Below are 12,438 nucleotides of genomic sequence, written 5' to 3' on the forward strand. Positions count from 1 at the left end.
CCGGCGACCCGACCGTCGCCCAAGTTGATCCAGTTGACGGGCGCGGCCAGTTGCACGCCGCCACGGCGCGTTGAAGGCCACGACGGCGGGGGATTTCGACCTCGGAGCGGGTCTCGTTACGGGCATGCGGCACCGCTTTCGGCCCAGGCTTCGACCAGGGCGCCAGCTTGTTTCTGCGTGCCTGGCGCCGGGGTGCGGCCGACCCCTGGGGCCCAGGCCCAGCCGACCAGGCTGTCGGTGCCAATATGCACGATCACATCGTGCAACGAGCGGCCGCCGTTGCGTTTGGGATCCTTGATCTGGGCGCAGATCTGGGAGACGGACTTGCCTTCCCAGGCCATCTCGGGCGGGGCAAGATGCCATTCCGCGTGGCCAGGCATGCCGGCGGGATCGAAATTGGCGTCGCGATGGCAGCTTGTGCAGCGCATCGCCGGCAAGCCGAAGCCGTCGGCGCCGCGAAACACCGGCGGCTGGTGCAGCCGCGCCTGGTCGCCCTGGCGCGGCCGGTCGGTGCGCGGATGACAATTGGTGCAGCGCGGGTTGGTCAGCACCTTGCCCAACTCGGTGAAATAGGCTGCCGAGCGTGAATTGGGATCGGCGATGGAAGCGAAATCGGCCGGCGCGGCCAAGGTCCTCGCATCGGGTGTCTCCGCGTCGAGCCTTTTCGCATCAGGTGTTTGCGCATCGGCTTTTTTCGCATCGGACGTGTTCGCATCGTGTGCTTTCGCGTCGTTTGCGTTCGCATCATCGGGCGAAACCGAGCCGGCGAATGAGCCGGTGGCAAGCACGCCCGCCAGCAGCGCGAGCATCATCAGCGCGCGAGGCCGCCATTTCGTCATCGCTGTCCGGCGCGGCATGGTCACAACCCTCAGGCGAGATAACGGGCGGGGTCGGCCAGGATGACCTCGCGCACCGCCTGGTGGTATTTTACGTATCCGGAACAGCGGCACAGATGGCCGTCCAGCGCCTCGACGATGGTGCGCTCGACGTCCTCTTGGGGGATCGGCGTCCTGGCAAGCCGCTCCAGCAGCACCTGTGCCTCATTGAGGAAGCCCGGCGTGCAATAGCCGCACTGGAAGGCGAAATGCTCGATGAAGCTGACCTGCAGCTTCGTCAGCACGCCGTCCGCGGCGTGGCTCTCGACGGTGCGTATCTTGGCGCCCTGGAAGTCGAGCGCGGCGGCGATGCAGGTCGGCCGGGTCGCGCTGCCGCCGTCGTCGGCATCGACGATCACCGCGCAACTGAGGCATTGCGCGGCGCCGCAGCCGAATTTGGTGCCGGTCATGCCCAGCACCTCGCGCAGGAAATCGTTCATCGAGAGATCGTCGCGCACCTCGATGGGGCCGACGGCTCGGCCGTTGACGGTCAGGCTGAGCGCGGTCACGCGAGCACTCCCTTGATCATCGCCACGGTCACCGGCAGGGACTGGAAACGGTGGCCGGTGGCATCGCAGATTGCGTTGAGCAGCGCCGGAACCACCGGGATCATCACCACCTCGGCCATGCCCTTGGGCGGTTCGCGCGGCGACAGCGGCGGCAGGATTTCGATCTCCAGGTCGTGCAGCGGCAGGTCGGAGGCGCGCGCCACCACGTAGCGTCCCAGGTTCCAGCCGCCATTGCCGGGACCGTCCTCGAACGGCGGAAGGTATTCCAGCAGCGCCTGGCCCACGCCCATGGCGAAGCCGCCTTGGGCTTGGCCGAGCACGATCTGCGGCGCCAACGCCTCGCCGCATTCGATCACGCTGTAGGCCTTGGCGATGCGCAGTGCGCCGGTGGCACGCTCGATCTCGACCCGCACCGTCGTGCCGCACATGGAGGCGAAGGCGGTGCCGATGCGGTTGTAGTGGGTCGGAGGAAACGCCACCGCGTTGCGGTCGAGCACCTGGAACGGACCAGCCCCGTGGCGCACCGCCAGCGCGTCGATATCGGCGGACCATTCTCCACCGGGCAGCGCGAAGCTGGCCTCCGACCATGCCCAGCGCGAAAAGGCATGGGTCATGGCACCGGTAACGCCACCCTGCTGGTGCGCCTTCGCGGCAATGGCGCCCAATGGCAAGGGCGACAGGCCGGCGAGGACCAGCATCTGGTCCTGCCAGAAGGCATCGCGCCATTGCAGGGCGCGCGGGTCGGCTGGTGCGATGCCCCAGAGTGCCAGTGCGGCCGGCCACAGGCCGAAGCGGAACACCACGCGTGCCGCCTCCGCCGCCGCCTGGGTGCCGACATGGGCACCGATCGAGGCACTGGTGGGCGAGGAGATCGAGGGCACCCAGCGCGGATTTGCCGCTGCCTTGTCCTGCTCCGCCTGGGTGATCGAGAACGGATCGCCGGAGGTAACCAGGCCGAGTGCATCGAACACACCGACCTGCGCCACGGTCACCGCGTCGGCCTGGGCGCCGATATGGGCGGCGACACGGTTGGCGAGCGCCGTGCCGATGCCGTTGCCCATCTCGACGGCGTCGCTGTGGATCGAGACGCGGCCCTCGGCGTCGATCTCGACGGTGCCCAGCGAGCAGTCGGCGCCGGTGCCGTAATCCTTGCTGGCGCAGGCGACGCCGGTGCCCACAAGGAATCCCGGTCGCGCCTTCGCCTTCTCCGCCGCGCGATGGCGCCAGATCGGATGGCGGTCGAGCCGGTCGAGGATGTCCGGCGCGCGCACCGAGACCGACAGCGGATTGCCGGTCAGCGTGCGGCCGCCGACCTTCAGCGCATTGCGGCGGCGGAAGTCGATCGGGTCGAGTTGCAGGCTGGTGCATACCTCATCGACCAGGGTCTCCAACGCGGTCAGGCCCTGCACCGTGCCGTAGCCGCGCATCGATCCGGCGGTGACGCCGCGGGTATGTTCGGCGACCGTTGTCACATCGACCTTGGGCACGTCGTACATGCCGATGGCGCCGGTCGCGGCCACGATGGCGACGCTGACCGAATAGTTCATCATTCCGCCGCCATCGAGCACATGGTCGGCGGCGAAGGCGGTAATCAGCCCACTGGTTCGGTTGACCGCGATCTGATTGCGGATGTTGAAGGCGTGGCGCTTGATGCCGCCCTGGAACTGCTGGAAGCGGTCATGCGCAAGCCGCACGGCGCGACCGGGGAAGAACATCGCCGTCAGTGCCACATAAAGCGGAAACGGCGTGTGGTCGCGGCCGCCAAAGCCGCCGCCGACATAGCAGAACTGGCCCTCGATGCGCGCCGGCCTGAACTCCGGGCTCGCTTCGCCCAGCAAGGTGGCGATGGCGCTTGCCGCCTCGAACGGTGATTGCACGCCGAGCACGATCTCGAGCCTCCGGGCGGCCGGCTCGAAGTAGCCCATGCCGGCTTCCGGTTCGAGGAACATCGGGTCGATCGACTGGGTCTGGAACGAGCGATCGAGCACCAGCACGTCGGCGCCGGGTTTGGCGAGATCGTCGCGGATCGCGGCGCCATAGGTGGCACCTTTCACATATTCGGGTCCCTTGGCGTCCGGCAGCACCTGCCAGATCGGCCGGCCATTGCTTTCGACGAAGCCCGGGCTGATCCAGCCCTCCTGGATGGGGGAATAGGCATCCGGCGCGTCCGGGCCGGGGCCGGCGACGCGGGTGAAGCGGAAGGCGCCATAATTCGGCCCCGCGACGGGTCCGGTCTTGGCACCGAATTCGAGATAGTTGCCCTTCCGCATAGCGACCCGGGTGCGGTCGTAGTCGTCGAAGCTGTCGAAGATCAGCAGCGCGACCGGCTGGCCGAGGTAGAAGGGTGTGGTGCCGGGCGGGCAGAACAGGTCGCCGGCATAGAACTCGGGGACGCGCACGCCGATGCGGGCGAGATCCGGCGCGGTGATGACTACGGCGGGCTTGGCGATCTTGGCGAGGCGGTCGAGATCCAGGCCTTGGTAGACATGGCTGGCGTCCGGCGAGCGCACCAGAAGCGCGTGATGCGTCTCGGCCGGCCAACCGGGCAGGTCAGAGCCGCGAAAGTCCGAGGCATAGAGCTTGGCGCCGGTTACCTTGGCGACGCCGTCGACCCGGCCGAGGGCGGGATGGCGGATACCCCGGCCGGGTAGGGTCTCGCGTTCGAGGAAACTCGGGGGTGCGGCTTCGGCGAGCCGGGTCATGCTGAGCGCGATGCCGCTGACGGTTCCCGATCTGATCAACTCGCGCCGCGAGAGCCGCATCATGTCGTATCCCAAAAAAGATCGGCACGCTACCGAACAGGTGCTTTAGACCGCAGCGAGACATTTGCATACCATTATAATTGTATTTATGGCTCTTTTCCAACGTGGATCGATAGGCATGGCGTCTCAGTTTCCGGGTTCAACGCTTGATCCTGCGTCTCCGCTTGGCCAACACGGCACGGCGCCGGACCGAGCCGGCACGCTGATGCTGCGTTCGACGGACGGCGTGCCGTTGCAGCAGAGGCTGGATTATTGGCGTCATTCGGTGTTGCACCGGATGGACCCGATTGCGCCTACGGTTCAGCGGCCGGATATCGCGTTCCGCAGCGGCTTCATCGACATGCCGACGTTCAACCGCATGTTCAGGAAGCGTTTCGGAAAGACACCGAGCGGGGCCCGTTATGATGTAATGGTTGCAGCGGCAACGGTGTAGGAAGACGCGTCCGGCGCCGCTGGCCGAGACACGCCTTGGCTTAGGTGCATGTCCATTACGATGCAGGCATGAAATCGACGATGAATTCGGTGCCGCCGTAGTCGGCTTCTTGCGGGATGCGCAGCAGGCGCTTACTGCCGTCGAGCTTGCTGCCTTTGGGCTGCACGGTCACCACGCTGGCCGCGCGCGCGGTCTGCATCGCTTCCCGCACGCTGCGCGAGCGGCCAAGCTTTTCCAGGTTCTTTGCAGTGGCGAAGACCAGCTTGAAGCGGCCTGCCTCGGTGTCGGCCAAGGCTCGGGCCGGGGTGATCCAGACCGACTCGACGGCTTCGCGGCCGTCGTGCACCGCCAGATGTTCGATCGGCGCCTCGGCCAGGAAGAAATGCGTATCGTAACGTTTCGGCTGGGTCGATGGGGTGATCCAATGGGCGAAGTGCACCAGCAGATCGGGTGCCGGCAGCAGCCCCTCGGACCCCAGCACGGCGTCGAATCCGATCGAGCCGGCGTTCAGTGCGGCGCGGTGCTGATCCTCCAACCGTTTCAGCGTGGCGGCATCGATCAGGCCGTCGGATCCGAGCGGACGGGCCAGCAGTACGCCGCATTCCTCGAATGTCTCGCGGATTGCCGCGACCCGGAAGGCCAGCGCCTCGGTATCCAGGCGGGCGGGATTGGGGCAGGTCCCGGCCGCCAGTTCCTGATCGGATTCCTCGACCCGGCCACCTGGGAACACCAGGGCGCCGGCGGCGAATTCGATGGCGTGATGGCGGACCACCATGAACACCTCGATTCCGTCTGGCCCGTCGCGCAGCAGCATGATGGTGGCGGCGGGTCGGGCGGGTGCTTCCATGATCGTTTCCTGTCGGGTGTGAGGCCCAAGGTTACCCGCGCCAGGCGCCGCGGTCACGTGCGTAGACGCCGAATCAGCTCCATTGCGTTGGCGGGCGCGCGCACCTTCATGTCATTGTCAAAAAACACGAACACGTCGCGCTTGCGTACCCTGGCCTTGCCGCCGACGCGGTCGGTGGATATCGGCTCCTCACCGCGCGCCCAGGTCTTGCTGCGCTGGCCCCATTCGTCCAGCGCGGCATTGTCGTAGCCGCTGGCGTAGAGTTGCTTCGATCCGTGCAGCCGGCAGTAGACGAAGTCGGCGGTGACATCCAGCAGCCGCGGCCAGGCCACCGAATCGGCGCACACCAGGGCGACGTCGTGGGCACGCAGCAGGTCGATGAACTCGGCGCAACGGAAGCTGTCGTGGCGGATCTCCAAGGCGTGGCGCATCGGCCGGCGGATGTCGACCTCGAGCCAGGCGGGGGCGCGCAGACGGTTGTCGTGCTTGCGGCCGAGCACCGCGGCGTGCCCGGTGTCGCGCGGCAGCAGCTTGAGGAAACGCTCGATGCGGGGCGGATCGAAGCGAAAATTCGCCGGCAACTGCCACAGGATCGGGCCGAGGTGCAGGCCCAGCCGCAACAGCCCCGAAGCGAGGAAGTTCGCCACCGCCACCTGCGCATCGCGCAATCGCAGGACATGGGTGATATAGCGCGGCGCCTTGACCGCGAAGACGAACTCCGCCGGCACCTGCTCGGCCCAACTGGCGAACACCTCGGGGCGCTGCATGGCGTAGAACGTGCCGTTGATCTCGATGGCGCGGACCTGGCTGGCGGCATACGCCAATTCCTGCTCGCGCTTCACGTGGCTTGGGTAGAATACGCCGCGCCACGGGGCATAGGTCCAGCCGGAGATCCCGACGCGGATCACGCCGGCGGTCATAAGGCGCGGGTTGGATCGAGGGTGGCGATGGGGCGCATGGGGAGATCACCGCACGGTTTGCCGGGCGGCGGGATTACCACACCGAGCCGATCGTGCGATGCATTTTGCCGCGCTGGTCTTGCTTCTCGCCTGCGTCCGTCGCGTCGTGCGACGGCGGGACGAGGCTAGACCGTTTCAGCATGACTGTGTCCGAGCACCGAGGTGCTGCCTCTTGCCCTCGGGCTAAGTCAGCCGGCGACCAGCTTCTGGATCAGCGCCTGCGCTTCGGGGGCCGACCAGTCGGCGGCGCCCTCCAGCCTGGCGACGACCTTGCCGGCGGTGTTGATGATCACCGTGGTGGGGATGCCGCCCGCGTCGAACGCTCGGGCCAGCGCGCCCTTGGGGTCGAGCAGCACCGGCAGCGCGGTGATGTCGTGGGCGTTATACCAGGCCTGCACCGTGGCGGCGCCGCCACGGTCGGACGATAGCGGCAGGACGGCGATATCCTTGGGTGCCAGGGCCTTCGACAGGGTCTGCAGCGACGGCATCTCGGCGACACAGGGCGCGCACCAGGTGGCCCACATGTTCACCACCATGCCGCGACCCTTGAAGTCGGTCAGATGATGGCTGGCGCCGTCGGCGGTGACGAAGACGCCATCCGGCGGATCCCGCGGCGGCGAGACCGGATCGAGGCCCTCGGACAGCGGTGCCAGGCTGGCGGCGCGCGGTTTGCGCGCCAACGCGGCAGTGGTAAGGGTGGCGGACGCTATCGCCAGGACCGTCCGGCGCTGGATCGTCATCGAGTTGGAACCCTTCGCGTGACCGATACACCTGATCGCCCGCCGACGGATCGGGTCAACCAGCCGGCCAACATGCAATGGGGCGGGCGGTTCGCCGGCGGACCGTCGGTGATCATGCAGGACATCAACGCCTCCATCGGGTTCGACCGCAAGCTGTGGCGGCAGGATATTCGTGGCTCACGCGCGCACGCGGCGATGCTGGCCATGATCGGGGTGCTCAGCGCGGGAGATGAGCGCGCCATCGCCGCCGGTCTAGAGGCGATCGGGCGGGAAATCGAGGCCGGTCGCTTCAGCTTCGACGCCGCCCTGGAAGACATCCACATGAACATCGAGGCTCGGCTGACCGAACGGATCGGTGAGGCGGGGAAGCGGCTGCATACCGCAAGGAGCCGCAATGACCAGGTGGCAACCGACCTGCGGCTGTGGGTGCGCGATGCGATCGACGGGCTGAGCGGGCAGCTCGGCGACCTGATGGCGGCGCTGGCGCGGCGGGCGGCGCAGCATGCCGGCGATCCGATGCCGGGCTTCACCCATCTGCAGACGGCGCAGCCGGTGACGTTCGGGCATCATCTGCTGGCGTATGTGGAAATGCTGGATCGCGATCGCAGCCGGCTGGCGGATTGCCGGCGCCGGTTGAATGCGTGTCCGCTGGGGTCGGCGGCGCTGGCCGGGACATCGTTTCCGATCGATCGGGACATGACGGCGGCGGCGCTGGGCTTCGACCGGCCGACGGCGAACAGCCTGGATGCGGTCTCGGACCGCGATTTCGCGCTGGAATTCCTGGCCGCGGCGGCAATCGGCGCGGTGCACCTGTCGCGCCTGGCGGAGGAGATGGTAATCTGGTGCAGCGCCCCGTTCCGCTTCATCCGGCTGTCTGATGGGTTCACCACCGGGTCCTCGATCATGCCGCAGAAGCGCAACCCGGACGCTGCCGAACTGGTGCGGGCGAAGACCGGGCGGGTGACAGGGGGGTTAGTGGCGCTGCTGACAGTGATGAAGGGGCTACCGCTGGCCTATGCCAAGGACATGCAGGAAGACAAGGAGCCAGTGTTCGACGCCGCCGAGGCGTGGGCCCTGTCGCTGGCAGCGATCGCGGGGATGGTGCGCGACATGACGGCGGACGTGGTTCGGATGCGGGCGTTCGCGGCCGACGGGTTCGCCACCGCGACCGATCTGGCGGACTGGCTGGTGCGGGTGCCCAAACTGGCGTTCCGCGATGCGCATCATGTCACCGGTCGGCTGGTGGCGATTGCCGAGGCGCGCGGCGTCGATCTGGCCGGGCTGTCGCTAGCCGAGATGCAGGCTGTCGAGCCGGCGATCACGACGGAGGTGTTCTCGGTGCTGACGGTGGAGGCCTCGGTGGCGTCGCGCACCAGCTTCGGCGGGACGGCGCCGGCCAACGTGGCGGCGCAGGCGGCGCACTGGCTGGAGATGTTGGCTTGAGGGTGGGGGCATGAAGGCGCGGGGCGTGAAGGCGCCGGGCGTGAAGGCGCCGGGCATGAAGGCGCGGGGCGTGAGGACGGCGGTGGTGCTGGCTTGCACGGTGGCGGTAGGGCTGCTGGCGGGGTGTGGCAAGAAGGGGCCACCGGACCCGCCGGGACCGCCTGCCGACATCATCTATCCGAAGACCTATCCGACGCGCTGAGATTTGACCCCGCGGAGACGGGCCGGGGGAGAAAGGCCGGGGGAGCCGGCCGCAAGAAGGGAGCGCAACATGGCAGAATCATCGACGCGCTGGGACATGCCGGCGCCGATCCGTTACCCGGACCCGAATATCGTCGTGCTGGATCCCAGGTTCCAGACGATCTTCATCGGCAATACCGGTGTCCGCCGGATCGCCACCGGGTTCGACTTCACCGAGGGCCCGGTATGGTTCGGCGACGGGCGCTACCTGCTGTTTTCCGACATTCCCAACGACCGCATCCTGCGATGGGACGAAACCACCGGCGGCATCAGCGTGTTTCGCGACCCCTCGCACTACGCCAATGGCAACACGCGGGACCGCCAGGGGCGGCTGATCACCTGCGAGCATGACACGCAGCGGCTGACCCGCACCGAATACGACGGGTCGGTCGTTGTGCTGGCGGATCAGTACCAAGGCAAGAAGCTGACCGGTCCGAACGACGCAGTAGTGAAGTCGGACGGCACCATCTGGTTCAGCGACAACGGCGCCGGGACGCGGGGCAATTATCTCGGGCACACCGCGCCGCAAGAGCACCCCTTCCGGGTCTATCGTTACGATCCATACACCGCGACATTGACCATCGCGGTGGACGACATGGCTCGGCCGAATGGGCTTTGCTTCTCACCCGACGAGTCCAGGCTGTACGTGGTCGATACGCCGAACGACGGTGCCAAAAGCACGTTTGTCTATGACGTTGTCGATAACGGCACGCGGGTGACGGATCGGCGGGCATTCTTCGGCGGAGTTGGCTGGGCCGACGGGATCCGTTGCGATACCGAGGGGAATGTGTGGTGCGGATTCTCCGGCGGTGAGGGCGAGGACGGGGTGGCAGTGTTCGCCCCCGACGGCACGCTGATCGGGCGGGTTTTGCTGCCTGAGCGTTGCGCCAATGTGTGTTTCGGCGGCCGGAAACGGAACCGGCTGTTCATGGCGGCCAGCCAGTCGGTCTATGCACTCTACGTCGAGGCGCAGGGGGCGGTTGGAGTATAGGTTCGCGGCGTCGCTTCGCGGTGGCGGCGTGAGTTTGTCACCGATCGAGGACAGAGAAAGCAGGGGGTGCGGACAAATCCTCCGCACCCCTCTGGAGTCTCAGGCGGTGGCTGCCATCGCGCGTGGGCGGCGGCGTGAGGCGACGCCGAGGGCGGCCAGGCCGGCGCCAAGCAGCGAGAGCGACATAGGCTCCGGCACTTTGGTCTGCTTGACTTCGACGGACAGATCGCCGGTATTGGCATACCCGCCTTGGCCGAAGATGCCGGGATCGAGCGTGAGGCTGATTTCGTCCCCGGTGGCGAAGTCGATGAGGAACGGGTTCGGCTGGTTCCAGGTGATGGCGCCGGACGAGCCGACAAAGCCGAATACCTTGTACACCAGGTCAGTGGCATTACCGCCGTGGGTAACGTTTTGAACGTCCGGCTGGGTAAAGTCGAAGTCGGCTTCGATCTGGTCGTTGTAGACACCGGTCTTGGTCGGGTCCAGGGTATAAGTCGCGACGTTGTCGTAATGGGTTGAAGTGTTCAGAGTGGTCTGGTTCCAATTGAAATCGATGGTGCTGCCGCCGGAAAAGTTCAGCGGCGTATGGGCGGTGGTGTCCGTCAGGGTGATCGAACCGGCAAACACAGTGGCATGGGCCGGAGCGGCGGCGAATGCGCCGACGCTGAGGGCAGCAGCGGCGAATAGGGTGATCATCGGGCGCGAGGTCATAGCTGGTTTCTCCAAAAACGAGCCATCGGCGGCTCGCCAGCAGTAATAGCAAGCCCGATGCCAACCACGATTGCCCTATGATTTCAGATATTTAGCACTCTCTATTCCCATGGTATGCACGACACTTGTAAAGCCGGCTGCATACTTATGTGTTTTGAGTCGTTACTGGGCGTCAACAGCAAGGCCAGGCACTGGTTTCCCGACACGCCGTGCCTGGAGCAGCAGCCCCAAAGCCCCTCCCCCACCAGTGCCCGAGCGACGGCCGTCGAGCAATGACCGGCGTCTGCTAATCGAACCCCTGGTCCCAAGGTTCGGGCAGCATCAGATAGTCCTCCCCCTGTTTCACCAGATGGGCAAACCCCGGGAAATGCACATGCATGCCGGCAATCAACAGCTGGTCCGCGGTCACCATGTCGAACGTCCGCTTCCGCGTCGCGGCAGCGGCCTGCGGATCAGTATCGAACGCCATGGTCACTTCCGGGCGCGGCACCTGCACCTCGGGCACATGGATGATATCGCCCCAGATCAGCAACGACTTGCCGCCCGAGGCGATCCTGTAGCCGGAATGACCCGGCGTGTGACCGTGCAGCGGCAGCGAGGTCACACCGGGAAATACCTCGACCTCGCCGGAGAATGTCCGCGTCTGGTTGTGGTACGGCGCGATCTGTTCACGCGCGCACTGGAAATACAGCGTGCGCGCGCGGTCGTCGGCGCGGTTCATCGCGGCATCGTCGCGCCAGTGCCGCGGCTCGTTCTCGTGCACCACCAGTTCGGCGTTGGGGAAGAATTTTTCGCCGGTCTTCGGGTCGGTCAGGCCAGCGGAGTGGTCCGGATGCATGTGGGTCAGGATTACCGCCTCGATATCGGCCGGGTTGACACCGGCGGCCTTCAGGTTCTGCCGCAGCTTGCCGGCGGTGGGCAGCAGGTAGTCGCCCGATCCGGTCTCGATCAACGCCAGCCGTCCGGCCGAATACACCAGGTAGCAGTTCACCGAGGTGCGCCGGCCGGGACGGAATTTGTCGCTCAGCATCCGCGTCGCCTCGGCGGGCGCGATATTCTGCATCACCTCGACCGAACCATCCAGGTAGCCGTCGGACAGCGCGGTGACCACGATGTCGCCGATCCGGCGGTGATAGACCCCGGGGATCTGCGTGCTGGGGACCTGAACCATGGGCGTCTCCTGGTTATTGCGCGATATAGCCGCCGTCGATCACCAGTTCCGTTCCGGTGACGAAAGAGGCCTCGTCGGAGGCAAGGAACAAAACGCCGTAGGCGACCTCGATCGGTTCACCCAGCCGGCGCAGCGGCGTGGCCTCGATCTTGGAAGCGCGGCCGGCGGCGTTGGTGGCGTTCAGCATCGGCGGCAGGTAGCCGGGGTGGACCGAGTTCACCCGGATGCCGGATGGCCCGTATTTGGCCGCGGCAGCCTTGGTGTAGAGCCGCACCGCGCCCTTGGACGCAGCATAGCCGGGATGACTGTCGGCGCCCCCGACGAAGCCCATGATGGAGGAGATGTTGACGATCGAGCCCCGCCCGCTCGGGATCATCGCGGCGGCAGCGTGCTTGGTGCCGAGGAACACGCTGGCCGCGTTGACCGCAAGCAGTTTGTGCCAGCCGTCCAGGCCGTCGGGATCGCCGACCGCGCTGCCGCTGATGCCGGCGTTGTTGACCAGGATGTCGAGCCGGCCGTAGCCGGCGATGGCCTCGGCAATCAGCTCCCGCCAATCGGTTTCAGATGTAACGTCCGCGCGGATGAAGCGGGCGCGGCCCTGGATGGCGTTGATCTCGGCGGCGACGGTTTCGCCTTCCTTGGTCAACAGGTCGGCAATGACCACCGTGGCACCTTCCTTGGCAAACAGGCGGGCCTCGGCTTCGCCCATGCCGTGCGCGCCGCCGGTGACGATGGCGACTTTGTCCTTCAGGCGCAT

13 protein-coding genes are annotated in these 12,438 nt (G+C 66.6%); 4 read left to right on the forward strand and 9 right to left on the reverse strand.

The genetic code is table 11. The features are described 5' to 3' along the window. Nucleotides 1-116: 116 nt before the first annotated feature. The 3 genes from ACQY4T_RS19170 to ACQY4T_RS19180 are packed head-to-tail and all read right to left on the reverse strand — an operon-like array spanning nt 117 to nt 4,149. Nucleotides 117-857: a hypothetical protein gene (locus ACQY4T_RS19170; RefSeq protein WP_428533971.1), complete on the reverse strand. Its 741-nt coding sequence runs from the start codon at nt 855-857 to the stop codon at nt 117-119. An 11-nt stretch (nt 858-868) separates the two neighbouring features. Beyond that, entirely contained in the window at nt 869-1,384 is a 516-nt protein-coding gene (locus ACQY4T_RS19175) for a (2Fe-2S)-binding protein (RefSeq protein ID WP_428533973.1), read from the reverse strand. Beyond that, a complete protein-coding gene (locus ACQY4T_RS19180; protein ID WP_428533975.1) occupies nt 1,381-4,149 on the reverse strand; it encodes a xanthine dehydrogenase family protein molybdopterin-binding subunit in 2,769 nt (922 codons plus the stop codon). Before ACQY4T_RS19180 ends, ACQY4T_RS19175 begins: the two co-directional genes overlap by 4 nt. Before the next feature lie 61 nt (nt 4,150-4,210). Here ACQY4T_RS19180 and ACQY4T_RS19185 point away from each other — a divergent pair, with 61 nt between their 5' ends. Continuing rightward, nucleotides 4,211-4,579 carry a hypothetical protein gene (locus tag ACQY4T_RS19185; protein ID WP_428533977.1) on the forward strand — a complete coding sequence of 123 codons (369 nt, stop codon included), beginning with the start codon at nt 4,211-4,213 and terminating at the stop codon, nt 4,577-4,579. Between the two features lie 55 nt (nt 4,580-4,634). Here ACQY4T_RS19185 and ACQY4T_RS19190 read toward each other — a convergent pair whose 3' ends face one another. The 3 genes from ACQY4T_RS19190 to ACQY4T_RS19200 all read right to left on the reverse strand — a co-directional run bounded on the left by ACQY4T_RS19190 (nt 4,635) and on the right by ACQY4T_RS19200 (nt 7,125). Next, the gene (locus ACQY4T_RS19190; protein ID WP_428533979.1) at nt 4,635-5,426 is read right to left on the reverse strand and encodes an NUDIX hydrolase; all 792 of its coding nucleotides are present in this window, start codon (nt 5,424-5,426) and stop codon (nt 4,635-4,637) included. A gap of 53 nt (nt 5,427-5,479) precedes the next feature. Next, nucleotides 5,480-6,346: a DUF72 domain-containing protein gene (locus tag ACQY4T_RS19195; protein ID WP_428533981.1), complete on the reverse strand. Its 867-nt coding sequence runs from the start codon at nt 6,344-6,346 to the stop codon at nt 5,480-5,482. A 227-nt stretch (nt 6,347-6,573) separates the two neighbouring features. After that, entirely contained in the window at nt 6,574-7,125 is a 552-nt protein-coding gene (locus tag ACQY4T_RS19200) for a TlpA family protein disulfide reductase (RefSeq protein WP_428533983.1), read from the reverse strand. A 72-nt stretch (nt 7,126-7,197) separates the two neighbouring features. On the opposite strand from ACQY4T_RS19200, the gene argH reads away from it, so the two are divergent. The 3 genes from argH to ACQY4T_RS19215 all read left to right on the forward strand — a co-directional run bounded on the left by argH (nt 7,198) and on the right by ACQY4T_RS19215 (nt 9,799). Next, nucleotides 7,198-8,568: an argininosuccinate lyase gene (gene argH / locus ACQY4T_RS19205; RefSeq protein WP_428542989.1), complete on the forward strand. Its 1,371-nt coding sequence runs from the start codon at nt 7,198-7,200 to the stop codon at nt 8,566-8,568. A gap of 55 nt (nt 8,569-8,623) precedes the next feature. Further along, nucleotides 8,624-8,770, forward strand: coding sequence for an LPS translocon maturation chaperone LptM (gene lptM, locus ACQY4T_RS19210; protein WP_428533985.1), 147 nt, complete (start codon nt 8,624-8,626; stop codon nt 8,768-8,770). Between the two features lie 69 nt (nt 8,771-8,839). Then, nucleotides 8,840-9,799, forward strand: a complete 960-nt coding sequence (locus ACQY4T_RS19215; protein ID WP_428533987.1) for an SMP-30/gluconolactonase/LRE family protein — start codon at nt 8,840-8,842, stop codon at nt 9,797-9,799. 99 nt (nt 9,800-9,898) lie between these two features. Here the strand turns inward: ACQY4T_RS19215 and ACQY4T_RS19220 are convergent, their stop codons facing one another. From ACQY4T_RS19220 to ACQY4T_RS19230, 3 genes are all read right to left on the reverse strand, one after another. Continuing rightward, nucleotides 9,899-10,510 carry a PEP-CTERM sorting domain-containing protein gene (locus ACQY4T_RS19220; protein ID WP_428533989.1) on the reverse strand — a complete coding sequence of 204 codons (612 nt, stop codon included), beginning with the start codon at nt 10,508-10,510 and terminating at the stop codon, nt 9,899-9,901. A 286-nt stretch (nt 10,511-10,796) separates the two neighbouring features. After that, entirely contained in the window at nt 10,797-11,681 is an 885-nt protein-coding gene (locus tag ACQY4T_RS19225) for an MBL fold metallo-hydrolase (protein ID WP_428533991.1), read from the reverse strand. Between the two features lie 13 nt (nt 11,682-11,694). Then, nucleotides 11,695-12,438: an SDR family NAD(P)-dependent oxidoreductase gene (locus tag ACQY4T_RS19230; RefSeq protein WP_428533993.1), complete on the reverse strand. Its 744-nt coding sequence runs from the start codon at nt 12,436-12,438 to the stop codon at nt 11,695-11,697.

Source organism: Rhodopila sp. (assembly GCF_965277825.1).
Lineage (GTDB): Bacteria > Pseudomonadota > Alphaproteobacteria > Acetobacterales > Acetobacteraceae > Rhodopila.

Coding starts and splice junctions, on each gene's coding strand:
- ACQY4T_RS19170 (WP_428533971.1), bottom strand. CDS start 857: ATGCCGCGCCGGACAGCGATGACGAAATGGCGGCCTCGCGCGCTGATG.
- ACQY4T_RS19180 (WP_428533975.1), bottom strand. CDS start 4,149: ATGATGCGGCTCTCGCGGCGCGAGTTGATCAGATCGGGAACCGTCAGC.
- ACQY4T_RS19190 (WP_428533979.1), bottom strand. CDS start 5,426: ATGGAAGCACCCGCCCGACCCGCCGCCACCATCATGCTGCTGCGCGAC.
- ACQY4T_RS19195 (WP_428533981.1), bottom strand. CDS start 6,346: ATGACCGCCGGCGTGATCCGCGTCGGGATCTCCGGCTGGACCTATGCC.
- ACQY4T_RS19200 (WP_428533983.1), bottom strand. CDS start 7,125: ATGACGATCCAGCGCCGGACGGTCCTGGCGATAGCGTCCGCCACCCTT.
- argH (WP_428542989.1), top strand. CDS start 7,198: ATGCAATGGGGCGGGCGGTTCGCCGGCGGACCGTCGGTGATCATGCAG.
- lptM (WP_428533985.1), top strand. CDS start 8,624: ATGAAGGCGCGGGGCGTGAGGACGGCGGTGGTGCTGGCTTGCACGGTG.
- ACQY4T_RS19215 (WP_428533987.1), top strand. CDS start 8,840: ATGGCAGAATCATCGACGCGCTGGGACATGCCGGCGCCGATCCGTTAC.
- ACQY4T_RS19220 (WP_428533989.1), bottom strand. CDS start 10,510: ATGACCTCGCGCCCGATGATCACCCTATTCGCCGCTGCTGCCCTCAGC.
- ACQY4T_RS19225 (WP_428533991.1), bottom strand. CDS start 11,681: ATGGTTCAGGTCCCCAGCACGCAGATCCCCGGGGTCTATCACCGCCGG.
- ACQY4T_RS19230 (WP_428533993.1), bottom strand. CDS start 12,438: ATGCGCCTGAAGGACAAAGTCGCCATCGTCACCGGCGGCGCGCACGGC.